Source organism: Sporolactobacillus sp. PKPK-6, assembly GCF_056678885.1.
In genome coordinates, this window is the sequence record NZ_JBWXPA010000002.1 from 961824 (window position 1) to 984814 (window position 22991).

Consider the following 22991-nt stretch of genomic DNA (forward strand, 5'->3'; position numbering starts at 1 on the left):
CAACATTCGGCTGCCTATCTTATCTATATATCAAGAAAAAACCATTTGAAAAAGGCTATCTCTGTCTATTGGTTTGATTTAAGCGGCAAAGGGAAGCACAAGTACGCAAAAAGGATACCTTCAACAGGTATCCTTTTTTACATGCTTCACTTTTGCATTAGCCTTGCTTCTTCACGATCGGGATATAGATCTCGCATACCTTTCCTTCGTCCGACATGCAGCGGTCATCGTAGCGCTCAAAGTCGACGCAATCCGGTGCGTACTCGTATCCTGATTTTGGAAACCATTCGCTGAAGATGTAGTTCCACGTTCCTTGAATTGCAGATACAAAGTGTTCGGCATTGCTTGGCGGCGTCGAGAACACAGCATAGGAAGCAGGCGGAATATCGCATGTATGATAGCCGTCCGGTACTGCTTCGCCCTCCTTTCGTTCAACACCGATCACATAATCAAACGCGCCGTTCTGCGGATCTTCAGGAAAGCAGACTCCGTATTCATCATGTGCTTTGACAAAGCGCTCGGCATGGAGCTTATCCATTCGCCCATCCGTCATATAGGCCTGCCAGAATGCCGGAATGGTTTTACTGTTCTCTCCATCAGATGAGGTTGTTTTAATCACATAGCCTGCAAGTTTTACAGCAGGAAGCGTCACAAATTTTGGTTCCAAAATAATTCCTCCAGTCAAATAGTTGTTTGTGCGCGGAAGGCTCGGCGGGTTTGGGCGACCGCCGCGTGCATGCAAGCGATACGTTGCCGGGCTGCAGCCAAAATAACGCCGAAAAGCCTTGCTGAACCCTGAGTGCGTGTCAAATCGGTACTTCAGCGAAATGTCAAGAATCCGTTTGCCTGAAGCAAGTTCGCATGCAGCAAAAGCAAGGCGGCGCTTTCGTACGTAAGCCATCACCGTATAACCCACGCCCCATTGAAAGACTCGGCAAAAATGCCACGTGGAAAATCCGGCTTGCGCCGCTAAACGTTCAGGGGTGATGTCGTCTGTAATATGTTCGTCAACATAGTCCAGCGTTTGTTGCAAGATCACGATCGTGTCCATGAAGCATTCCCTCCAACCGTACGGTAAACCCAGTATATCAACCGCCATAGAAAGATGCTGTTCCAAAATTGCTCAGATGAATGCAAAAAAAGCAACTTGCTCAGAAAACAGCAAATCGCCACCGGTTAAAGTATTTTCCTTTCTTTAAAGACCTCTTTAGCCACGGCTACAGCATTTAAGGCTCGCGGAAAACCAACGTAGACCGCGCAGTGAATGAAAACTTCAACAATTTCTTTAGCCGTTACCCCTACATTCAGCGCTCCATTGATATGTACGCGCAACTGATTTTCGGCACCGCCGATTGATGCAAGACAGCTCAGCGTCATGCGCTCGCGCTCTTTTAAATCGAGAACCGGTCGCGTATAAATATCCGCGAATGCAAATTCAATAATCAATCTTCCCAAATCAGGGGCCACATCCTTCAAAGATTCAATGACCTGATCCCCCGCGTTTCCATCCACCTCAGACAACTTTTCAAGACCAATTTTATAACGATTTTTCTCCATTGCATTCATCCTCCTTTTTGGTACAATCTAAGCGTAAGGGCTGGAGTATACTCCATGTCAAATGAAGAATTGGAGGATGATCCATGTATTTTTCAATCGGCGACTTCTCAAAATTAACTGGACTAAGCATCGATACACTGCGCTATTACGAAAAAGAAAATCTAATTCGACCGGAACGCAATAAGCACAACCAACGCCAATACACGGAAAAAGACAAAACGTGGATTGATTTTATCATGAGACTAAAAGAAACCGCCATGCCGTTAAGAGAGATACAAAGATATGCCAAACTAAGGTACGCGGGCGATCAAACCATGAAAGAACGGTTAGACATGCTTCACGTGCACCGAGAATCAGTACTTGAAAAGAAAAAGCAGCTGGAAAACAATCTTAAGCATTTGGATCAGAAAATCGAAATCTACGAAAAAGCAAGTCGTTCTAAATGAAACGAAAATGTATTATCCAATCGTTAAGCAAAAAACTATGCTCTTGGGGTGATCCTTTGAAATCAGCAGCAGAAAAACGGTTGGCTCACTATTAAAAAATATCAAGATAAATAAAAATCAAGGAGTTGATTCTATGAATCTCGTGGCATTTCTGTCGTATGTTATTGTTCTTGCTTTTACCCCCGGCCCCAATAATTTAATGGCACTGGAAGAAAGTAAACGTCTTGGATTTAAACGATCCTTTCCGTTTATGGAAGGTCTTCTTGCCGGATTTCTGATCTTAGCCATCATCACACTCGTATTTACAGATCGCTTAATGACTTACATCCCGTCGATTGAGCCTTATATGAAAGCTATAGGTTCACTCTACATTCTCTATTTGATTTGGGGACTATTTAGTAAATCGGATAAAAGCGAAAATAAAGAACAATCGAATCAGCAGTTATTTATTTCCGGTCTGATTTTAAACTTGTCCAATGTAAAAGTCATGCTTTACTTTTTGACTGGATACATATCGTTCATTCTGCCTGCCTATGAAAATAGTTGGATTGCCTTACTTCTCGGACTCTTTTTATGCTTTGCCGGGACATGTTCCAATCTGCTTTGGGCTACATTCGGTTCCCTATTTAAAAACTTCTTTAATCGCTATGAACGTTCGGTGACGATCGTCATGGCAGCCTTGCTTTTTTATTCGGTAATCAAAATTTGGTCGTAAAAAAAGAGAGAAAGCATTCAGTCACGAATGAAAGGAAGATTTCTGATGGATGATATGAAGCAGAATCATAAACTGACTATTATTGTTGGTCCTGGTTCAGGCGTCGGACTGAGTATTGCCAGAAAATTTGCTTCGAATGGATTTGGCATTGTACTTGTTGCTCGCAAGAAAGATCGTCTTCAACAATGTGTTTCGGAATTAAAGAATTTAGGAATCAACGCTTTTGGTGTCCCCGCAGATTCAACAGATCCTTCATCTGTAAAAAATGCATTTGAGCAAATAAGAACAAAATATGGGGTGCCTGAAGTGCTTATTTACAATGCAGTGGTAAGGAGAAAAAAAGCTCCGTCTTGTTTGACCGAGGAAGAACTAATGAAGGACTTTAAAGTGAATGTCATTGGGGCAAAGACTTGTATAACAGAGGTCCTTCCTGATTTCGTGAAGCAAAAAAAAGGAACGTTTTTGGTTACAGGCGGTGGATTCGCCCTTCATCCTTCAATTGACTTTTCATCAATGTCGCTTGGAAAAGCTGCCCTGCGCAATTTTATTTTTTCTTTAGGTGAGGAGCTGCAAACAAAGAATATATATGTGGGTACGGTTACAATCATGGGTAAAATAGAAAAGAACACAAAATATGACCCTGAACGTATCGCACAAGCCTACTGGAACATGTATATTGATCAAAATAAGCGAGAATTAATTTTCAAATAAGATTATGATTTTTTTCTTCGCCCTGTTTAACCGTTCACTTTTATTCTGTTCATCAAATATAAAACCATGACAAGAAAAAAGTCATGGTTTTAATCTTTCATTATTTTTCTAGAGTGATTTTCAATCCATTTGCTAATTTCATTAAGACTTATTTTGTTCTGCTGATCGGAGATTTTAACAGTGAAGGAGACAATTTCATCTTTTTCCGCACAGAAATATATCGCGTTCTTTCTGAGAAAAGTGACCAAGGCTACGAATCCTGTTCGCTTATTCGCATTATAGAACGCATGGTTTTGAACGATACTTTGAAAAAGCGCTGCCGCTTTATCATAGATTGTTGCATAAGCATCTTGACCAAAAGCGGATTGCTGTGGTCGATTCACTGCGCTGTTCAATAAAAAAGGTTCCTTTACACCAACTTGTTCCAAGGGCGTATACCGCTTAATTAACAGGGCGTTAATCAGTATCAACTCATTTTCACCGATAAATGAAATGTTCCTCATTTATTCGCCAATTCCTTAATGGCTTCATCATATTGATCCATTACATCCGTGACGATCCCTAGCAATCCCGGATCAATTCCTTTAGGCAGTTGAACTTTACTCTGTTTCTTTATGATCACTGTCCCATCCGGCTGAGGTTCAAACGAAATGTGATCTCCCTGTTTTGCATGAAGGTGGTTTAATATTTCTGCCGGATAGGTCGATCCAAAACTATTACCCATTTTTACAATTTTTCGTTCCACGGTCGCACCTCCATTGTATTCATAAACTCATCATCATTATATTCAACTGTACATACATTATAACAATGCGTCTTCCTATATGCGCAGTTAACCAATTCCTATAGCCAGGGTAGTATTTGGAGAATAAAAAGCTTCGCATTATAGATTAAATTCATCTACATCCCCACTTCGGCGATTTTTTTCATCGATCCTCTGCAGAACTGTCTCTGCTTGCTCATCTTGTTTGCTTGTGGTGATAAACGCGTCGCGAGGGATTCGCCAATGTCCGCCTTCCGTTTGATATGCCTCTTGAAACTTTCCCTTTTCACAGAGCCGCCGAATCGTTTGATCGCTCAATCCCAGTTTTTTCCCAACCTCTTTAGGTGTATAAAAGGGTTTGGTTTCTTCTTTTAATGATGCGATCCTAATGGGTTGCGTATATGCTGTTCGATTGATTCTGTGTTTTACTCTTCCTTGTTTCAATAATGAAACAGTGACCGCTTTTCTGAACTTTGGCTGGTTAGTCGCTGTTAATTGGATCAATCTGTCTATATATTCAGCTATAAAATCATCGTTAATTTGCTGCTGCTCAGCAGCATTAGTTAACTTTTTTTCAAGCTGTTTCAACTGATTTAATTCGTCTCGTTTTGGCAATTTCAGTGATTGGCTGGATAATTTAGGAAGAACAATTCCAACTTGGCGAAAAGATCGTTCAATAGTGGCTTTGAGCACAACTTTTGCCTGTTCTCGATTAATTTTTGACAACGTCTGAACGCTGTCCCACATTTCAATTTGTTCGTAGTCTATTGTTCTCATCATCTCTTCAGCCTCCTTGACTTAATTATAACCAATTGACATTCGAAAAATCAACAATCTCAACATTTTCAACATGAGTGTATAAGAAAAACCGAGCAAAAAGCGCCCGGTCTTTAATCTCCAGCCATGTGTGATTGGTTTGTGTCTTTACAGTGTTGAATCATCGCTTCGGTTGCTCGCTTGCCGCGGGCGCACCGCGAGCCTCCTCAAGCAAACTAATACCTGCGGGGTCTCCCCTGGCCTGCACTCCCGCAGGAGTCTCGCACCTGCGCGTTTGGCTCACAACCTTTGGCTTTGGCGAAAATCATATACTTTCTTTACTTGTTAGAAAACTTGGCTTCGCCAAGCCTCTGACGAAGGCGAAGACTTAGTTGCACTTACACTAAATTCCTCTAAATCTTTATACTTTCTTATTTGTGTAAAAAAGCTGTCTTCACCCTTCAGGCGAAGACAGCTTTTATCACTTATCGGTTATTTTGAAGCTTCCAGTGCGTGATGCCCGATATCCTTGCGGAAAAATACGGCATCGGTTTGAATACGTTCGAGATCCTTGTTGACTGCGTCGCGAGCCGAGCGAAGATCATCGCCCAACCGAGTGACGAGCAGCACGCGGCCGCCATTGGTCAACCAGTCCGCACCGGATTTTTTCGTTCCGGCGTGGAAAAGCAGGGCATCTTCCGGAAGCGCGTCCAGATTTCCAAGCTTCAAATTCTTCTCATAGCTGCCTGGGTATCCTTCGGAAGCGAGCACAACGCCGACCGCTGTTTTTTTACTCCATGCAAGATCAGGCTGTTTGCCTTCCAGTACGTCGAGTACGGTTTGAATGAAATCAGATTCCATTCGAGGCAGCACGACTTGCGTCTCCGGATCACCGAATCGGCAGTTGAATTCGATCACTTTCGGACCGGCAGCAGTCAGGATTAATCCGGCATAAAGCACACCTGTAAACGTGAAGCCTTCAGACACCATGCCGTCAGCAGTCGGCTGCAAAATGGTTTTCACAGCTCCGTCTACAATTGATTGTGCAATCTGTGGAACCGGTGAGTAGGCGCCCATTCCGCCAGTATTCGGGCCTTTGTCGCCTTCATAGGCCCGCTTATGATCCTGAGCAATGGCCAGAGGAACAACTTTTTCACCGTTCACCAAAGCCATTAATGAAAATTCTTCACCTTCAAGATACTCTTCAATGACCACACGAGATCCTGCATCAGCAAACTTTTTATCCTTCATGATCTCTTTTAGACCGTTTTCGGCTTCCGCCATCGTCATGGCGACAATGACCCCTTTTCCGGCAGCAAGACCATCGGCTTTAAGAACAATCGGCGCGCCGACTTTCTGAAGATAATCACTGGCTTCTTGATAGTCCGTAAAAGTCTGATAATGTGATGTTGGGATCTTGTATTTTGCCATCAACGCCTTGGCAAACGATTTGCTGCCCTCGATTTGTGCTGCCGCTTTCGATGGTCCGAAAGCCCTCAGCCCATTCGCCGCGAAAACATCGACAATTCCGCCGACAAGCGGCTGCTCTGGACCGACAAGTGTCAGCGCCACATCATGAGTCTTAGCAAAGGATGCCAGTGCTTCAAAGTCCATAACATCAATCGGCACACATTCCGCAACGGCAGCCATGCCGTCGCTGCCAGGCGCAGCGTAAACTTTTTCTACCAGCTTGCTTTGCGATACCTTCCAAGCCATTGCATGTTCGCGGCCGCCGCCGCCAACAATCAACACGTTCATGATCGTACCCCTTTCAATAAGCGAATAAACTTAATGTTTGAAGTGGCGCATGCCTGTGAGTACCATGGCAATGTTGTATTTGTTTGCCATTTCGATTGATTCCTTATCACGGATGGAGCCGCCCGGCTGAATAATTGCGGTAATACCTGCTTTGGCTGCTGCTTCAACGGTATCGCCCATTGGGAAGAATGCGTCCGAAGAAAGCACAGCGCCTTTTGTTTTTTCGCCAGCTTCTTCCAGTGCGATTTTCGCCGCACCGACACGGTTCGTCTGGCCGCCGCCCATACCGACCATCAATCCGTCATTAACCAGCGCGATTGCGTTTGATTTCACATGTTTAACAATTGTCCAAGCAAACTTCAAGCTTTCCATTTCCGCTTCCGTAGGCTTGCGGTCGGTGACCACCTTCAGATTTTCTTCAATGTCGGCATAACCCTTCGTGTCCAAATCCTGAACGAGCATACCACCGCGTACGGATGTATATTGAGCAAAATCTTGTGGTTCATCACTCATCGTAACTTGCAGTAAGCGAAGATTTTTCTTTTTTTCAAGAATTGCCAGAGCTTCTTCAGAGTATGAAGGAGCGATGACAATTTCAAGGAAGATCTTGTGGAGCTCTGTGGCAAGAGCAGCATCCACTTCCCGGTTCAATGCGATGATGCCGCCGAAAATAGATACAGGATCTGTCTCATACGCTTTGGCATAGGCTTCGTTAACGGATTCACCAATGCCGATGCCACATGGATTCATATGTTTGACAGCGACCGCGGCCGGCTGTTTGAACTCTTTAACAATGCCTAATGCAGCATCTGCATCGCGAATATTGTTATAGGAAAGTTCCTTACCGTGCAGTTGTTTTGCTGCGGCGATCGTCGATTCGTCTTCGATTGGATCACTGTAGAATGCTGCCTTTTGATGCGGATTTTCGCCATAACGAAGCGGCTGTTTCTTTTCATAGGTCAGGGTCAGCTTTTCCGGGAATTCTTCGCCGACTTGCTTGGTGAAATAATCGGCAATCAGCGCGTCATAGGCCGCGGTGTGGCGGAATACCTTTGCCGCAAGCTTTTGTTTGAGTTCAAAAGGAACATCGGCATTCTCGTCGAGACTTTCCGCGACAAGATCGTAGTCACCGGGATCGCAGACAACAGTAACGCTGCGATGATTCTTCGCAGCTGAGCGAAGCATGCTCGGACCGCCAATATCAATGTTCTCAACCGCGTCATCATAAGCAACATCCGGTTTTGAAATGGTTTCTTTGAACGGATATAGGTTAACGACAACAAAATCAATCGGTTGAATACCCAGCTCTTTGATCGCATCCATATGTTCCTTTTTACCGCGAACAGCAAGCAGACCGCCATGAACGGCCGGATGCAGCGTCTTCACACGTCCGTCAAGAATTTCCGGAAAATCAGTGATTTCGCTGATCGACATAACGGGAATACCCGCATTCTCGATCGCTTTTTTCGTGCCGCCGGTTGAGATGAGTTCTATCCCTGCGTCCACTAGTTTCTTCACAAAATCAATAAGTCCTGTCTTATCAGAAACACTGACTAATGCTCGTTTTGCCACTTCGATACATCCTTTCTATTTTCAATCCGCAATATGTCTGTTTATGAAGTACTGCTATATATAGTGCTGCTTACTCATCGGATTAGCTTTAACTATTCCGGCATTGGCTTTTACTTTTCACGATTTAGCTTTGACTTCTCCGGCATTAGCTTTTACTTTCAATCGATTAGCCTTAACTCGCGTGATTGGCTTTCACTTTTCACATTTAGCTTTAACTTCTCCGGCGTTAGCTTTAACTTTCACGTGATTAGCTTTAACTCGGGATGGATCGTTCGATCACTTGCTGAGCAGCTTCGCGATGGTTGCCGGATACACGTTGTGCTCTGTTTCATGGATGCGTGCTTCCAGTGTCTCAACTGTGTCGTTATCTTTCACCGGAACGGCTGCTTGGGCGATGATCGGGCCGGTATCCATGCCCTCGTCCACATAATGAATCGTAATGCCTGTGATCTTTACGCCTTTCTCAAAGGCTTGACCAATCGCATCCAGTCCGGTAAAAGAAGGAAGTAATGATGGATGAATGTTAATAATCCGATGCGGATACGCAGCAAGCATGACCTTGCCGAGAATTCGCATGTACCCTGCAAGAAAAATATACGTGACATCATGTTCTTTGCACGCGTCGGCAATGACTTGTTCAAATGCCGCTTTGGACGGGTAGTCCTTCCTTGAAACGACCAACGTATCGACACCCGCTCGCTTCGCGCGCTCGATAACGGCTGCTCCCGGCTGATCGCAAACAAGCAGTTCGATGGTCGCGGGAATCTTTCCTTCTTGAACCGCTTTGTTGATTGCGACGAAATTCGTACCGTGTCCTGAGGCAAAAACAGCGATCTTATGCTTCATCACAATTCACCAGCGTCAATTCATGACCTTCGACAACTTTTCCAACAACAACCGGTGCTTCGCCAAATGCCTTCAACGCATCCAAAGCTTGGTCTGCATTTTCAGGAGCAACCGCCAGTACCATGCCGATACCCATGTTAAAGGTATGAAACATGTCATCGAGCTGCAGACTGCCTAACTCTTTCAGCCAATCAAACACAGCAGGACGTTTCCAAGCAGAGACGTCCATTTCCGCCGTTAAGCCTTCTGGGAACATGCGCGGCACATTTTCATAGAATCCGCCGCCTGTAATATGTGCAATTCCATGAACATCAACCTTTTTAAGCAAATCAAGTACAGGTTTAACGTAGATTTTCGTTGGCGTGAGCAAAACCTCGCCAACGGTTTTTCCCGGTTCAGGCGCATAGGCATCGCTGTAGGTTAAACCGGCGTCTGCTACAAGCTTGCGGACAAGTGAAAATCCATTGCTGTGTATGCCGTTTGATGCGAGCCCGATTAAGAGATCGCCGACCTTTACATTCTCACCGGTAATCCGTTTCGACTTTTCCACAACACCGACTGAAAAACCGGCAATATCATAGTCATTTTCTTGATACATGCCCGGCATTTCAGCAGTCTCGCCGCCGATTAATGCACAGCCTGCATCGGCACAGCCGTCAGCAATTCCTTTGACAATCGCTTCCGCTTTTTCCGGCTTGAGCGAGGAACAGGCCAGATAATCGAGAAAATAGATGGGTTCGGCGCCTTGCGTGACGATGTCGTTGACACACATTGCAACAGCGTCGATGCCAATGGTGTCATGTCGCTCCGTTGCAAAAGCGATCATCAGCTTGGTACCGACTCCGTCTGTTCCCGAAACCAAGACCGGTTCTTTAATGTTCATTTGGGACAGATCAATTGCACCGCCGAAACCGCCTAATCCGCCGATCACTTCGGGGCGGAAGGTTCGCTGCACATGCTTCTTGATTCGTCCGACTGTTTCATAGCCGGCTTCGATGTTTACGCCGGCTTTTTTATATGCGTTCGCCATGATGATCCTCCTCAGACAAGCAGTTCTTTTTCATGCGGCAGAACCGTATCCGGATAAATTTCCGTCGGGTACTTGCCCGTGAAGCAAGCCATGCACTGTCCGCAGTTCTTCATCGCCGGGTCGCGCCCGATCGCTTTTTTCAATCCCTCAGGACTTAAGTAAACGAGTGAGTCAGCACCGATTAATTCACGAATATCCTCTACTGAATGCGTAGACGCGATCAATTCGGATGATGTTGATGTGTCGATCCCATAAAAGCATGGATGAGTGATCGGCGGCGAACTGATCCGAACATGAACCTCGGTCGCGCCAGCGTCACGCAGCATGCCGACGATTCGGCGGCTGGTTGTGCCACGCACAATCGAATCATCGACCATGACCACACGCTTGCCTTCGATAATTGCGCGGACAGGAGAAAGCTTCATTTTAACCCCTTGTTCACGTAATTCCTGTGACGGCTGGATAAAGGTACGGCCTACATAACGATTTTTGATCATTCCGAGTTCGTACGGGATTCCGGTTGCTTCAGCATAGCCGATCGCCGCCGAAATACTGGAATCCGGAACACCGGTAACAACGTCTGCTTCAACCGGTGCTTCTTGGGCGAGCATCCGACCAAGATTCTTTCTTGCCGCATGTACATTGATGCCCTGAATATTGCTGTCGGGACGAGAGAAATAGATGTATTCCATGCTGCAGATCGCAGGCTCGGTACGGTTGGTAAAGAAGTCGGAATGCAGACCTTCATTGTCAATAACAATGATCTCGCCCGGATTGACATCGCGGACATAAGTCGCGCCGATCAGATCAAACGCGCATGTTTCCGAAGCGACAACCCATGCGTCACCCAATTTACCAAGCGAAAGCGGGCGCAGACCATTTGGATCCAAAGCCGCGATCAATTGGTGTTCGGTCAGCATCGCCAGCGCATAAGCACCTTTGATTATCGATAATGCGTGCTTGACGCTTTCGATAAAATTATCGGCATAGTCACGTTTAATCAAGTGAGCAATAACTTCCGTATCGGATGTCGTTTGAAAAATGCTGCCGCGTTCTTCAAGCTCTCCTTTTAATTTATGGGCATTCACCAAATTACCGTTATGCGCGATTGAGAGCGAGTCTTTTTGTGAGCGAAAAACGAGCGGCTGCACGTTGGCATAGCTGTTACCGCCTTGTGTCGAATAACGAACATGACCAATGGCTGCATACCCCTTGCTCAAAGCATCGAGCTTATCATGGTCAAATACATCATTGACAAGGCCGAGTCCTTTGTGATCATAGATATGCTTTCCATCGGAAACCGCAATACCGGCGCCTTCCTGTCCGCGATGCTGCATGCTGTGAAGGCCGTAATAGGTCAGCTTTGCCGCGTTTTCGTGGCCCCAGATTCCAAAAACCGCACATTCTTCATTCAGTTCTTTGCCGACATAATGCATGACAGTGCCCCTCTCCATTCGTTCTCGAGTTCATTCCGATTCAGAGTGACGGTTGACGATGCAAAGGCTAGGTTTACCGTTTCGCTGCGTGTCACGTTGCCGACAAAAACAGCGTCGCCTACTAATGCTTCAAAATCTTTCTTTGCTGCCTCAGGAACTGTAACCAGATAACGTGACTGAGTTTCTGAGAAAAGCTCTACTGCAGGATCCGTATCAAATTTAAGATCACAGCCGAGCTCCGTGCCAAATACTGCTTCAGCGACAGCGACGGCAAGGCCGCCCTCGGAGATGTCATGAGCTGAAGCAAGATATCCGGATTTAATGGCTTCGAGCACATTCGCTTGACGGCTCTTTTCCAGTTCAAGATCAAGTGCCGGAGCTTTACCGCTCACGTCGCCGTCCATAAGGATCTGCAATGCACTGCCTCCGAATTCAGGCTTTGCCGCCCCGATGACATACACTGCGTCGCCTTCGTTCTTAAAGGAAGCAGTCATGACATGATCAAGATCTTCAACGAGGCCGACCATGCCGACGACCGGAGTCGGATCAATGGCTCCGCGATCCGTTTCATTATAGAGGGAGACGTTGCCACTGATAACCGGAGTCTTCAGGACGTCACACGCCTTTGCCATTCCTTTGACGGATTCATCGATTTCCCAGAACACTTCCGGATTTTCCGGACTGCCGAAGTTCAAGCAGTCAGTGATCGCGAGCGGCACGCCGCCGGAGCAGACAATATTTCGCGCTGCTTCAGCAACAGCAATTTTTCCGCCTTCGTTAGGATCAAGTGCCAAATACTTGGCATTGCAATCCGTTGTCATGGCGAGGCCTTTTTTCGTTCCGCGCACGCGGACTACTGCTGCATCAGAGCCTGGTGCAACAACCGTGTTCGTTTGTACCATATAGTCATACTGACGAGTCACCCATTCTTTTGAAGCTAGGGTTGGCTGACCGAGCAGTTTCTTAATCGTTTTTGCGTAATTATTGATTTCAGGCTTCCATGCCGGAGCCGCTTGATTTGCAAGATAAGCTGCAGGAACCTTGGACGGCATATGGCGAACCGGTGCGGACGCTAAGGAATCCGATGGAACATCGGCAACAATTTTGCCTTTATGCTCAAGGCGAAGCACTTCTTCTTCAATCACTTCGCCAACCGCTACCGCGTGAAGACCCCAGCGGGCGAAAATCGTTTTGATTTCTTCCTCGCTGCCCTTCTTAATAACGATCAGCATGCGCTCCTGTGATTCGGAGAGCATCATTTCATATGGCGTCATTTCCGTTTCGCGCTGCGGAATCAGATCGAGATTCATATGAATTCCGACGCCGGCTTTAGCCGCCATTTCACTTGCTGAGGAAACAAGACCGGCTGCACCCATATCTTGGATACCGACCAGCGCATCATGCTTTGTTAATTCAAGGCAAGCTTCAACGAGCAGTTTTTCCATGAACGGATCGCCAACCTGTACTGCCGAACGCTTCTCATCCGATTTTTCAGAGATTTCTTCGGAAGCGAAGGTCGCGCCGTTAATGCCGTCGCGGCCTGTGCTCGCGCCAACGTACATCACTGTGTTGCCGATGCCGCGCGCCTGACCGACCTGAATGTCGGCATGATCCATAATGCCGACGCACATCGCGTTCACAAGCGGATTTCCGTTGTAGCACGGATCAAATTGAAGTTCGCCGCCGACCGTCGGAATGCCGATGCAGTTGCCGTATCCGGCAATTCCGCTGACCACTTCTTCAAAAAGATAGCGAACACGCGCATTGTCCAGATCACCGAAACGAAGCGAATCCAACAGTGCCACAGGACGTGCGCCCATCGAGAACACATCGCGGATAATTCCGCCGACACCGGTTGCGGCACCTTGGTACGGCTCGATGGCAGAAGGATGGTTATGGCTTTCAATTTTGAACACAACCGCCTGACCGTCGCCAATGTCAACAATACCGGCACCTTCACCAGGACCCTGGAGTACATGTTCGCCGGTTGTTGGAAAATATTTCAGCACCGGCTTCGATGTCTTGTAGCTACAGTGCTCCGACCACATCACCGAGAACAGTCCGGTTTCCGTATAGTTCGGCTTGCGTCCGAGCAGACTCTTCACCTTTTGGTACTCTTCTTCAGTGAGCCCCATTGTACGGTATACTTTTTCCTTTTCAATCTGCTCCGGTGATGGTTCAAGATGTGTAAGCGGCATGAGTAGATTCCCTCCAATGGTTTAGGATCGACTGGAACAGACGAAGACCGTCATCGCTACCGAGCAGTGCATCTGCGGCGCGTTCCGGATGCGGCATCATGCCGAGCACATTGCCGGCCTCATTAATAATGCCGGCGATATCGGCTCTTGATCCGTTTGGATTTTCTCCTGAATAGGTGAAGACAATCCTGTTGTTCTCCTGCAATTCTTTAAGCGTCTCGTCGTCGCAGAAATAATTGCCTTCGCCGTGCGCGATCGGAATGCGGATCACTTCATCATGATCGTAAAGTTTTGTAAATTGTGTATCGTTATTTTCAACCTGAAGATTAACCGTTTCGCAGATGAATTTCAGATGCTTGTTCTTCAGCATTGCTCCGGGCAGCAGTCCCGCTTCGAGCAGAATCTGAAAGCCGTTGCACACACCCAGTACCGGTTTGCCCTCTTTGGCAGCCTTGATGACTGCCGGCATGATTCCGGCAAAACGCGCGATGGCACCTGATCTCAGATAGTCGCCGTAGGAAAAGCCACCGGGAATCATGATCGCGTCATAGCCGTCCAGCGAGGTTTCCGCATGCCACACATAGTCTACTTCTTCACCCAGTCCGTCCTTAATCGCGTAGTACATGTCTTGGTCGCAGTTGGAGCCGGGAAAAACAATGACCGCGGTTTTCACGAATGAACCTCCTCCTCGACTTCATAGCGATAATTTTCAATAACCGTATTTGCGAGCAGCTGATCGCAAATCGTATCAACCTGTTCCGCGACATCTGCTGAGTCTTCCATCTGGAGTTCGATGTATTTGCCGATGCGCACATCTTTAACGGCTTTATAGTCCATATTGTGCAGCGACTGCATGACAGCCTGACCTTGAGGATCAAGCACACTTTCCTTCAATGTAATGAACACCTTCACCTTTTTCATTTGACATCCTCCAAGCGTTTCAAAAGTTTTTCATAGGTTTCGGGAAGATCAGCGATGTTGCGGCGGAAAACATCTTTATCAAGCTTTTCATGAGTGTCCTTATCCCACAGGCGGCAGCTGTCCGGCGAAATTTCATCGGCAAGCACAATGGCGCCAGTTTCTTTCAATTTACCGAATTCGATTTTAAAGTCGACAAGCAAGATGCCTGCTTCAGCGAAGAATGCCTGCAGTGATTCGTTAATGCTGAGTGCAAGGCGGCGGATTTCCGCGAGTTCTTCTTTTGTTGCGATGTCCATTGCCAAGGCGTGATCGCTGTTGATCATCGGATCGCCAAGCTCGTCGCTTTTATAGTAGAATTCAACAATTGTGCGGCCGAGCGTTTCACCTTCAGCAACACCGAGACGCTTTGACAGACTGCCTGCAACGACATTTCGAACAACAACTTCGATCGGAACAATGCTCACTGCTTTGACTAATTGCTCAGTCTCGGAAATCGTGTCGATATAATGCGTGGGAACGCCTTTTCCCTGCAGCATTTTAAAGATCTTGGTGCAGATCGCGTTGTTCAAGCGGCCTTTTCCTTCAAACTGTGCTTTTTTCTGACCGTTAAATGCGGTTGCGTCGTTCTTGTACACCACGCGCAATACGTTCGGATCATCCGTCGTGAACATTTTTTTCGCTTTTCCTTCATATAAAAGCTGACTCATTTGTTTTTCCCCTTTTCGCTGAAGATACAGATTTAGTCGTTCAAACCCAGACGTTCAAAGATAAAGTCAACATTTTTCAGGTGGTAGGTTTCATCAAAGCAGGCATCAATTTCAGCCTGAGTCAATTGATTGGTAATGCGTGCATCGCCTTCAACGATTTCTTTAAATGGCGTTTCCGTCTCCCATGACTTCATTGCGTTCGGCTGAACGATATCATAAGCAGCTTCGCGGCTCATTCCTTTTTCAATCAAGGCGAGCAGAACATGCTGCGAGAAGATCAAGCCGAAGGTACGCTTCATATTGCGTTTCATATTTTCAGGGAAAACGGTCAGCTTCTCAATGATCGTTGAGAAACGGTTCAGCATATAATCCAGGCCGATGGTCGCGTCCGGAAGAATGATCCGTTCTGCCGATGAGTGGGAAATGTCGCGTTCATGCCAAAGCGGCACATCATCGTAGGCAGTCAACATATAACCGCGAATCACGCGGGCAAGTCCGCACATGTTTTCCGAACCGATTGGATTGCGCTTATGAGGCATCGCGGACGAACCTTTCTGACCCTTCGCAAAATATTCTTCAACTTCACGAACCTCTGAACGCTGCAGTCCGCGCACTTCAACCGCGAATTTCTCAATTGAGGTCGCAATCAGCGCAAGTACGGACATATAGTGTGCGTGACGATCACGTTGAAGCACCTGTGTCGATATTGGTGCCGGCTTAATCCCGAGATGTTCGCACACATAGGTTTCAACAGCCGGATCAATGTTGGCGTACGTGCCGACCGCACCGGAAATTTTGCCGTATTGCACTTCGTCAGCCGCGCGTTTGAAACGTTCCAGATTGCGTTTCATTTCTTCATACCACAGAGCTAAAACAAGGCCAAAGGTTGTCGGTTCGGCATGAACCCCGTGGGTACGGCCCATCATGACCGTATTCTTATATTTTTTCGCCTTCTGGCGGATGACTTCAATAAAATGCTCAATATCTTTTTCCAAAATTTCATTTGCTTGCTTCAGCAGGTAGCCTTGAGCGGTATCCACAACATCCGTTGAGGTCAGACCGTAATGTACCCATTTCTTTTCGTCGCCTAGCGATTCGGAAACGGTTCTTGTGAACGCAACGACATCGTGACGCGTCTGTTGTTCAATCTCATGGATGCGATCAACCGTGAATGTCGCATTTTTTCTCAGCTTTTCAACGTCTTCCTTAGGAATTTCTCCAAGTTCCGACCAGCCGGCACAGGCAAGAATTTCCACTTCAAGCCAAGCCCTGTATCTGTTTTCTTCTGTCCAAATCGCGCCCATTTCCGGCCGTGTATACCGATCAATCATGAATGCTTACCCACTTCCTGTTCAATTTTCCATATTCCTAATCTCTCTGCTTGCTCAATTGCTTCATCAACAGTGTCACCAAGGATCGTCAGATGACCCATCTTGCGTCCGGTTTTCGCCGCGTCTTTTCCATATAAGTGGAGGTGCGCGGATTTCAATAAATCAATTTTGTCCAAAACAGGCTGGACGTGCTCGCCAAGAATATTGATCATAATGACCGGTTTGAGCAGCTGCGTGCTGGACAGCGGCAAACCGCAGATCGCACGCACATGCTGTTCAAACTGAGACGTCTCGCAGGCATTAATTGAAAAATGTCCGGAGTTGTGCGGACGCGGTGCGGTCTCATTGACGTACACCTTTCCGTCCGTGCCGACAAACATTTCGACGGCAAGCGTGCCGACGAGCTTGAGGGCTTCCGCAAGCTGCAACGCATGTTCGGTTGCTTCAACGCGGAGACTTTCAGGTATTCTCGCCGGCACTAGAGTATGATGCAAAATATTATGACGATGTATGTTTTCAGCAACCGGGAATACAGAGGTTTCCCCGGTCGTGCTGCGTACAACAATAACAGAGATTTCTTTTTCAAATGGAAGCCATTTTTCCAGTTCAAAAGGGGTCTTTCCTATATAAGGGCGTGCTTCCTCTAAATCTGATTCAGACTTGAGAACGTACTGGCCCTTTCCATCGTAGCCGCCCTGAGTTGTTTTCAGTACGGACGGAAATCCAATTTCAGCAATAGCTTTTTTCAATTCATCATGATTACGGACAGGCATATAGGGAACAACCGGCAAGCCCGCTTCGCGGATTGCCGCTTTTTCGTTAAGCCTGTCCTTGGTTATTTCAAGCAGGTGGCCGCCCTGAGGAAGATAACTGTTCTCCTGCAGGTAGTCCACCGTCTGAACGTCTACATTTTCAAATTCATAAGTAACGACATCGGCGCATGCCGTCATTTTTTTCGCGCCTTCCGGATCGTCGTAATCAGCAACGATTGCGATGTCTGCGACTTGCGCGCACGGGCAATCCTTAACCGGATCAAGTACAGCAATCCGATAGCCCATTTGCTTGGCACTGATTGCCATCATCCGTCCTAATTGTCCACCGCCGAGAATGCCGATGGTTTGTCCCGGCAAAATCGTTTTCTGTTTCATTTCAGATCACTTTCCTTTGCCTTCTTGGCCAGAGATGCACGATAATCTTCTAAACGGTTCTTCAACTGATCATCGAATGCCGAGAGCATCTGAGCAGCGAGTAAACCGGCGTTGGTCGCCCCGGATGCACCAATCGCAACAGTTGCCACCGGAATGCCGGCCGGCATCTGAACAATGGATAATAATGAGTCCATGCCGCTGAGTGCCCGAGATTTCACAGGAACGCCGATGACCGGCAAGGTCGTCTTTGCCGCGGTCATACCCGGTAAATGTGCGGCTCCGCCTGCACCTGCAATAATCACTTTGATTCCGCGTTCGCGTGCAGTCTCCGCATACTCAAACATTAAATCAGGTGTACGGTGCGCGGACACAACCTTCTTCTCATAAGGGATGTCCATCATATCCAAAACATCGCACGCATTCTTCATGGTTTCCCAATCGGAGCTGCTGCCCATAATCACACCAACTACTGCTTGACTCACAATACTGCCTCCTAAATAAAAAGCATTTAAAAAGAGCGTGAACAAACACATTGCCGAGCTGAATCGACATCATCAGCTCTTTTTCTGTCTCTCAACCTCTTTAAACACAGTCAAAATCTAGACAATAAAAAGCCCAGAACAGCTGTTTTCCTGAAATGAAGAGAAAACAACCGTCTGGTCTTTAACCGCGGGCAGCGGCTTCCAACAAAACGTTGCTATTTTCCCTTCATAGTCCGGCAATTTCCGGTCGCCAGGTAGAGACAGTTGGGCCATATTCCCAAAAATATATGAGGGTTCGCTTTTCTTTTTGACCCTCTCATCATATCAACAACATTCACCGCATGTCAACCGGATTATCGAACATTAGATGAAATGTTTCGTACTATTGTTCGCCTTTTGACGAAATCAATTTTCCGTCGAAAACACATTGCCGACCGATGCATTCCGGTCCTGATTCCGTTTCTCGAAAAATCGGACGCTCTGTCCGCCTGATCGGCGCGTATCCTTCGGCTTTCATCCGTTCGAGGCATTGACTGATGGTCTCATCTTCTCCGACAGTAAATTGCTTTTTCAATAGCGTAATGTTTGATCGCTTATCCGAATTCCCTTGCTTTCGTTTTCCCAATGAATGTTCACCGCTCCATGTCAATCACGCGCAGCTGCACGCGTTAAATGTCATCTTTTATCGAAATTTCATATTTTTATTATATCAATTAACCTGCTGCTTCGACAGGCTTCGTCGACACTTCATTAATGAACGTAAAAAGCAAGTGCGACAAAACCAAGTGCAATCAATGTTGCACCGATGGTCCCTGTCACCATGTGAATCATGTAACTTGGAATACGCTTCAGGAAGCTTGCTTCGATCGCCATGGCTATACTTGCAGAATCATCCTTTCCCTTCTCATGCTCCGCTTCCACAATTAAGTGGTCACCAGCCTGTCTCATCTCTTTCGTCAGATAAAAGCTTGCACAGAGCACAGCCATTCCAAGAATCCAAAACAAAATCGCAATGATTAAAGCAGCCATTTCGTTCACGCCTTTCAGGATAGATTATCCTTATCATGTCACTGACGAGGAGCATGTATTCGGCAATACAGGGATCCTGCAAAATGCATTATGCCGCGAAAAATGTTTTGAAGCGAAAAGGGACATTGGTTATGCTTTGAGCAGGTGCACAGGTCGCGTTAGAAAAACCGGGCAAACTGAGCGCGACCGCGGGTGCACTTCGAGCCCGCAGGCAACTTCTGGCACATCCTACTTCTGTTTCACTAAGCATTCTGATCCTTATAAGCAACAAATAAAATAAGCGGAAATTTTCCGCTTATATCACCATGGAGCTTATTTTGCCGGTAAATAAGGGTAATTTTTCCGCTTATGCACAGCAAAGCTCTCTATTTTCATGTTTTTAGATTCGATAAGCGGAATTTTTCCGTCTATTTAAGCGATTTTTTCGCTCATTTTCTAAATAAGGGTAATTTCTCCGTCTATTTATCAGATTGGGCGCTTACCTCATCGCCCAACCGCTAAGAGCAGATGGGAATCAGCAGCTTATGAGGCTCATCGTCAGCAGGGCAGAACGATAAATTTTCTTTACCTGCAAAAAAGCCTTCCTCAATGAGGAAGGCTTTTAAAAAGATCGCTTTTAGATTAATGCGAAGAAGACGATGAAAACAAAGAACAGTACGTAGACAATCGGATGAACTTCTTTCCAGCGTCCTGCCGTGATCATCGTGATCGGGTAAAGAATGAAACCAAGTGCGATACCATCAGAGATGCTGTACGTCAGCGGCATGCCGAGTACAGTCAGGAATGCAGGAACCGCGATTTCAAATTTGTCCCAAGGAATTTGTTTCAAAGCAGATGCCATCAGTACACCGACAATGATCAGCGCAGGTGCGGTTACTTGTGATGTAACAACAGACAGCAGCGGCGAGAACAGCATGCCGAACAGGAACAAAATACCGGTAACAACCGCAGTGAATCCGGAACGTCCGCCGACTGCAATACCTGTTGATGATTCAATGTAAGCAGAGGTTGGTGATGTACCAAGTACAGAACCTGCAAGCATTGATGTCGAGTCAGCAAGCAGTGCTTGTCCGACGCGCGGCATTTTGTTGTTCTTCATGAATCCGGCTTGTTCAGCAAGTCCGATCAGCGTGCCGGCCGTATCAAAGAATGTAACAAGCAGGAACGTCAGGACAACAACGCCGAGCTGTAATGTATTGATGTCCGGAACATGCGTAATAGCCTTGCCGAAAGTAGGCGCGAGGCTAGGCGCAGTCGAAACAATCGAAGACGGAAGCGGAATCAGTTTGAAAATGATGCCCACAATCGAAGTCAGAACCATGCCGATGAAAATAGCACCGGGAACTTTTCGAACCATAAGGATGATCGTGACAATCAATCCGAAGATGGTCAGCCAAGTTGTGCCGACATTCAGCGGTCCGAAAGCTACTGTCGTTGCTTTGTCGGCAACGATCAAACCGCCTTCATGAAGGCCGATAAATGCGATGAATAAGCCAATACCTGCAGCCATTGCCAGCTTCAGGCTTTGCGGAATTGCGTCAATAATAATTTCACGAAGCTTGAAAATCGTAATCAGAAAGAACACTACCGATGCAATGAATACGCCGGCCAGTGCCGTCTCCCACGGAATTTTCATGCCGATGCATACTGAATAAGCAAAAAATGCGTTAACACCAAGCCCCGGTGCGATTGCAATCGGATACTTAGCTATGATACCCATGATCAAGCAGCCAAGCGCACTGGAAATCGCGGTTGCTGTGAATACAGCACCTTTATCCATGCCTGATGCACCGAGAACACTCGGATTGACGAACAATATGTACGCCATGGAAATAAAGGTAGTCAAACCAGCAAGTGTTTCACGGCCTAAAGTTGTCTTTAACTCGGAAAATTGAAAATAACGTGACAACCAATTCTCGTTCACAATAATCCCCCTCATTTTCTTATTTTGTCCGCATCCGCCAATATTTGTCGATGAACGGCTATGAACCCAAAATAAAAAAGCTTCAAAGCCAATGAAGCGAATAGAATAAATGCAATACTCATGATGACATGTTGAAAATTAATTTCGACGTATGCAGACAAAATAAAACTCTTTTTTTACATCGTTCATTATATCAGCAGATAGGAGCCGCCGTCAACGAAACAGCGAACGCTATATAATTTATTTTGGTAAACGTTCGGAATTAGAAAAAAGAATGGCCCATTCGGGCAAAACCAGCCACCAATCAATTCGCCTTTATGTTATTCAATAGAAAAGAGACAGTCTCAAAGTTCAAAACGGATTTTGAGACTGCCTCGCTCTTTTCATTGGGCTTTTCTTTTTGGGGATAACACCTATTCATACTTCATGGAGATAGGGTGCAGTTTTCAAGCAGTTTATATTCCTACAAATTCGGCTGTTTGTCTGCAGGCCATGTGTGAACAACCGGATTTGGGACGGACAGCTTCTTTTTATGTGTCCATAGAGATGCCGTTTGAAGCGTTATATAATTATCGGAAATTCCATTTACCAGCCAACGCTTCTGATTTTTATCATAAACCAGCCGGAAATTGATGCCTCGCTGATAGGAATCGTCTTTCATTTGTTTCTCTTTCTTTAGCTTATAACCGTATTTATAGGAAACAACAGTATCTACTGAGGCGTTCCATTGATCCCCGAAATGCGTCAGCGTCAGGCTGTCCGGATCAACCACCATCCCTAAATAGGCAGATTGAACTTCATCCAATTGTCCCTTTATTTGTTCGAATTGCATCATTCGTGCAGCCGATTGGGTCTTTTTAAATTGTTCCGAAGCAGAAGGAAGTTTTGTCGGTACATATTCAGAAGTCTCCCAAATGGATACTTCGCTGTTAAACTGATTAATGCGCTCAATCACTGCTTTTTGCACCGACGCATCACGTGCTATCCAGGCCGCCGAATTGACGTCGATTGTTATCGGTTGATCCCACACTGCTATTTTTTCTTTTTTTACAAAAATGCCTAAATCATTGGTCAGCTGTTTTTGAAGAACATAGGTTCCGGGAAGAATTCGTCCATACTTGGTTCCCTTATGTGCAATTCCCTGTTGATCAGCATTGAGTGCCAATTGTTCACCCTTGCGCAACCCAGTTACCGTAATCGGCTGCGTTTGAAGCTTCAATTTATAATTTTTAAAAAGCAGATAGCGTCGTCCCTGTTGCGTGATACTCAGGACGCCGTCCGAATCTAATTTTTTTGTCTGTGCCGCCTTTGTCAGGCTGTCGGTTATTTCTCGATAGGCTCCCTTGTGCGTACGCAAATAATTAAGCAGTGCCTGAGATGAGGATTTCGTAATTTCAGCACTTTTATTATCTGAAATGAGCAGCTGCTTGAGTGCTGACGCATCGTTAGTCTTGATCGTCTCCTTAAAGCTCTGAAGCAGGTGTTCTGGAGAAGACTTCGAGTGACCTATACCGACTAGAATAAGAAGAAACATTAATATAAGTACGAACGTGCCGATGATCACCATGCTGCTTTTTCCTAATCGCATCGCTTTCACGTCTCCTTCCGTATTTGCCCATTCTATGCTGCAAAATTCGTGAAGTGACTCCTATTTAATCAAA

24 protein-coding genes and 1 riboswitch are annotated in these 22991 nt (G+C 46.3%); of the genes, 3 read left to right on the plus strand and 21 right to left on the minus strand.

Features of this window, described 5'->3' with window-relative positions; translation table 11 throughout:
* Positions 1–157: 157 nt before the first annotated feature.
* Both AC1MBV_RS15505 and AC1MBV_RS15510 read right to left on the minus strand, forming a co-directional pair.
* Positions 158–1051: an effector binding domain-containing protein gene (locus AC1MBV_RS15505; RefSeq protein WP_480948713.1), complete on the minus strand. Its 894-nt coding sequence runs from the start codon at positions 1049–1051 to the stop codon at positions 158–160.
* 125 nt (positions 1052–1176) lie between these two features.
* Positions 1177–1557 (minus strand): carboxymuconolactone decarboxylase family protein, encoded by a 381-nt coding sequence (locus AC1MBV_RS15510; RefSeq protein ID WP_480948714.1) that lies wholly within the window; start codon positions 1555–1557, stop codon positions 1177–1179.
* An 83-nt stretch (positions 1558–1640) separates the two neighbouring features.
* Between AC1MBV_RS15510 and AC1MBV_RS15515 the strand changes: the two genes are divergently transcribed.
* From AC1MBV_RS15515 to AC1MBV_RS15525, 3 genes are all read left to right on the plus strand, one after another.
* On the plus strand, positions 1641–2003 hold the full coding sequence (locus AC1MBV_RS15515; RefSeq protein ID WP_480948715.1) for a MerR family transcriptional regulator: 363 nt from the start codon (positions 1641–1643) through the stop codon (positions 2001–2003).
* 133 nt (positions 2004–2136) lie between these two features.
* The gene (locus AC1MBV_RS15520; RefSeq protein WP_480948716.1) at positions 2137–2718 is read left to right on the plus strand and encodes a LysE family translocator; all 582 of its coding nucleotides are present in this window, start codon (positions 2137–2139) and stop codon (positions 2716–2718) included.
* Positions 2719–2763: 45 nt separating this feature from the next.
* Entirely contained in the window at positions 2764–3429 is a 666-nt protein-coding gene (locus AC1MBV_RS15525) for an SDR family NAD(P)-dependent oxidoreductase (protein WP_480948717.1), read from the plus strand.
* Positions 3430–3518: 89 nt separating this feature from the next.
* Here AC1MBV_RS15525 and AC1MBV_RS15530 read toward each other — a convergent pair whose 3' ends face one another.
* The 19 genes from AC1MBV_RS15530 to AC1MBV_RS15620 all read right to left on the minus strand — a co-directional run bounded on the left by AC1MBV_RS15530 (position 3519) and on the right by AC1MBV_RS15620 (position 22918).
* On the minus strand, positions 3519–3932 hold the full coding sequence (locus tag AC1MBV_RS15530) for a type II toxin-antitoxin system death-on-curing family toxin (protein WP_480948718.1): 414 nt from the start codon (positions 3930–3932) through the stop codon (positions 3519–3521).
* The gene (locus AC1MBV_RS15535) at positions 3929–4174 is read right to left on the minus strand and encodes an AbrB/MazE/SpoVT family DNA-binding domain-containing protein (RefSeq protein ID WP_480948719.1); all 246 of its coding nucleotides are present in this window, start codon (positions 4172–4174) and stop codon (positions 3929–3931) included. The genes AC1MBV_RS15530 and AC1MBV_RS15535 overlap by 4 nt, the downstream gene beginning before the upstream one ends.
* A 138-nt stretch (positions 4175–4312) precedes the next feature.
* Positions 4313–4972, minus strand: coding sequence for a helix-turn-helix domain-containing protein (locus AC1MBV_RS15540; RefSeq protein WP_480948720.1), 660 nt, complete (start codon positions 4970–4972; stop codon positions 4313–4315).
* Between the two features lie 468 nt (positions 4973–5440).
* Positions 5441–6706, minus strand: a complete 1266-nt coding sequence (gene purD / locus AC1MBV_RS15545; protein WP_480948721.1) for a phosphoribosylamine--glycine ligase — start codon at positions 6704–6706, stop codon at positions 5441–5443.
* 30 nt (positions 6707–6736) lie between these two features.
* On the minus strand, positions 6737–8278 hold the full coding sequence (gene purH, locus AC1MBV_RS15550) for a bifunctional phosphoribosylaminoimidazolecarboxamide formyltransferase/IMP cyclohydrolase (RefSeq protein WP_480948722.1): 1542 nt from the start codon (positions 8276–8278) through the stop codon (positions 6737–6739).
* A 276-nt stretch (positions 8279–8554) separates the two neighbouring features.
* Positions 8555–9124, minus strand: coding sequence for a phosphoribosylglycinamide formyltransferase (purN, locus tag AC1MBV_RS15555; protein WP_480948796.1), 570 nt, complete (start codon positions 9122–9124; stop codon positions 8555–8557).
* The gene (gene purM / locus AC1MBV_RS15560) at positions 9114–10154 is read right to left on the minus strand and encodes a phosphoribosylformylglycinamidine cyclo-ligase (protein ID WP_480948723.1); all 1041 of its coding nucleotides are present in this window, start codon (positions 10152–10154) and stop codon (positions 9114–9116) included. The genes purN and purM overlap by 11 nt, the downstream gene beginning before the upstream one ends.
* A gap of 11 nt (positions 10155–10165) precedes the next feature.
* Positions 10166–11590 (minus strand): amidophosphoribosyltransferase, encoded by a 1425-nt coding sequence (gene purF, locus AC1MBV_RS15565; protein ID WP_480948724.1) that lies wholly within the window; start codon positions 11588–11590, stop codon positions 10166–10168.
* A complete protein-coding gene (purL, locus tag AC1MBV_RS15570; RefSeq protein WP_480948725.1) occupies positions 11566–13788 on the minus strand; it encodes a phosphoribosylformylglycinamidine synthase subunit PurL in 2223 nt (740 codons plus the stop codon). Before purL ends, purF begins: the two co-directional genes overlap by 25 nt.
* Entirely contained in the window at positions 13769–14461 is a 693-nt protein-coding gene (gene purQ / locus AC1MBV_RS15575) for a phosphoribosylformylglycinamidine synthase subunit PurQ (protein WP_480948726.1), read from the minus strand. Before purQ ends, purL begins: the two co-directional genes overlap by 20 nt.
* A complete protein-coding gene (purS, locus tag AC1MBV_RS15580) occupies positions 14458–14709 on the minus strand; it encodes a phosphoribosylformylglycinamidine synthase subunit PurS (protein ID WP_255749070.1) in 252 nt (83 codons plus the stop codon). The genes purQ and purS overlap by 4 nt, the downstream gene beginning before the upstream one ends.
* On the minus strand, positions 14706–15416 hold the full coding sequence (gene purC, locus AC1MBV_RS15585; RefSeq protein WP_480948727.1) for a phosphoribosylaminoimidazolesuccinocarboxamide synthase: 711 nt from the start codon (positions 15414–15416) through the stop codon (positions 14706–14708). The genes purS and purC overlap by 4 nt, the downstream gene beginning before the upstream one ends.
* A gap of 32 nt (positions 15417–15448) precedes the next feature.
* Positions 15449–16747, minus strand: coding sequence for an adenylosuccinate lyase (purB, locus tag AC1MBV_RS15590; RefSeq protein WP_480948728.1), 1299 nt, complete (start codon positions 16745–16747; stop codon positions 15449–15451).
* The gene (gene purK / locus AC1MBV_RS15595) at positions 16744–17895 is read right to left on the minus strand and encodes a 5-(carboxyamino)imidazole ribonucleotide synthase (RefSeq protein WP_480948729.1); all 1152 of its coding nucleotides are present in this window, start codon (positions 17893–17895) and stop codon (positions 16744–16746) included. The genes purB and purK overlap by 4 nt, the downstream gene beginning before the upstream one ends.
* Complete coding sequence (gene purE / locus AC1MBV_RS15600) at positions 17892–18428, minus strand: 5-(carboxyamino)imidazole ribonucleotide mutase (RefSeq protein ID WP_480948730.1); 537 nt, start codon at positions 18426–18428, stop codon at positions 17892–17894. The genes purK and purE overlap by 4 nt, the downstream gene beginning before the upstream one ends.
* A gap of 158 nt (positions 18429–18586) precedes the next feature.
* Positions 18587–18688: riboswitch (purine riboswitch) on the minus strand.
* Between the two features lie 71 nt (positions 18689–18759).
* The gene (locus AC1MBV_RS15605) at positions 18760–19026 is read right to left on the minus strand and encodes an NETI motif-containing protein (RefSeq protein ID WP_480948731.1); all 267 of its coding nucleotides are present in this window, start codon (positions 19024–19026) and stop codon (positions 18760–18762) included.
* Positions 19027–19127: 101 nt separating this feature from the next.
* On the minus strand, positions 19128–19406 hold the full coding sequence (locus tag AC1MBV_RS15610) for a hypothetical protein (RefSeq protein ID WP_255749074.1): 279 nt from the start codon (positions 19404–19406) through the stop codon (positions 19128–19130).
* A gap of 616 nt (positions 19407–20022) precedes the next feature.
* Positions 20023–21315 (minus strand): NCS2 family permease, encoded by a 1293-nt coding sequence (locus AC1MBV_RS15615; RefSeq protein WP_255749122.1) that lies wholly within the window; start codon positions 21313–21315, stop codon positions 20023–20025.
* Positions 21316–21793: 478 nt separating this feature from the next.
* Positions 21794–22918 carry a TcaA second domain-containing protein gene (locus tag AC1MBV_RS15620; protein ID WP_255749075.1) on the minus strand — a complete coding sequence of 375 codons (1125 nt, stop codon included), beginning with the start codon at positions 22916–22918 and terminating at the stop codon, positions 21794–21796.
* Positions 22919–22991: the final 73 nt, after the last annotated feature.

Bases quoted from the DNA above. Each gene is read 5' to 3' on its own strand.
- AC1MBV_RS15505 (WP_480948713.1), bottom strand. From the start codon at position 1,051: ATGGACACGATCGTGATCTTGCAACAAACGCTGGACTATGTTGACGAA.
- AC1MBV_RS15510 (WP_480948714.1), bottom strand. From the start codon at position 1,557: ATGGAGAAAAATCGTTATAAAATTGGTCTTGAAAAGTTGTCTGAGGTG.
- AC1MBV_RS15515 (WP_480948715.1), top strand. From the start codon at position 1,641: ATGTATTTTTCAATCGGCGACTTCTCAAAATTAACTGGACTAAGCATC.
- AC1MBV_RS15520 (WP_480948716.1), top strand. From the start codon at position 2,137: ATGAATCTCGTGGCATTTCTGTCGTATGTTATTGTTCTTGCTTTTACC.
- AC1MBV_RS15525 (WP_480948717.1), top strand. From the start codon at position 2,764: ATGGATGATATGAAGCAGAATCATAAACTGACTATTATTGTTGGTCCT.
- AC1MBV_RS15530 (WP_480948718.1), bottom strand. From the start codon at position 3,932: ATGAGGAACATTTCATTTATCGGTGAAAATGAGTTGATACTGATTAAC.
- AC1MBV_RS15540 (WP_480948720.1), bottom strand. From the start codon at position 4,972: ATGATGAGAACAATAGACTACGAACAAATTGAAATGTGGGACAGCGTT.
- purD (WP_480948721.1), bottom strand. From the start codon at position 6,706: ATGAACGTGTTGATTGTTGGCGGCGGCGGCCGCGAACATGCAATGGCT.
- purN (WP_480948796.1), bottom strand. From the start codon at position 9,124: ATGAAGCATAAGATCGCTGTTTTTGCCTCAGGACACGGTACGAATTTC.
- purM (WP_480948723.1), bottom strand. From the start codon at position 10,154: ATGGCGAACGCATATAAAAAAGCCGGCGTAAACATCGAAGCCGGCTAT.
- purF (WP_480948724.1), bottom strand. From the start codon at position 11,590: ATGCATTATGTCGGCAAAGAACTGAATGAAGAATGTGCGGTTTTTGGA.
- purL (WP_480948725.1), bottom strand. From the start codon at position 13,788: ATGCCGCTTACACATCTTGAACCATCACCGGAGCAGATTGAAAAGGAA.
- purS (WP_255749070.1), bottom strand. From the start codon at position 14,709: ATGAAAAAGGTGAAGGTGTTCATTACATTGAAGGAAAGTGTGCTTGAT.
- purC (WP_480948727.1), bottom strand. From the start codon at position 15,416: ATGAGTCAGCTTTTATATGAAGGAAAAGCGAAAAAAATGTTCACGACG.
- purB (WP_480948728.1), bottom strand. From the start codon at position 16,747: ATGATTGATCGGTATACACGGCCGGAAATGGGCGCGATTTGGACAGAA.
- purK (WP_480948729.1), bottom strand. From the start codon at position 17,895: ATGAAACAGAAAACGATTTTGCCGGGACAAACCATCGGCATTCTCGGC.
- purE (WP_480948730.1), bottom strand. From the start codon at position 18,428: ATGTGTTTGTTCACGCTCTTTTTAAATGCTTTTTATTTAGGAGGCAGT.
- AC1MBV_RS15610 (WP_255749074.1), bottom strand. From the start codon at position 19,406: ATGGCTGCTTTAATCATTGCGATTTTGTTTTGGATTCTTGGAATGGCT.
- AC1MBV_RS15620 (WP_255749075.1), bottom strand. From the start codon at position 22,918: ATGCGATTAGGAAAAAGCAGCATGGTGATCATCGGCACGTTCGTACTT.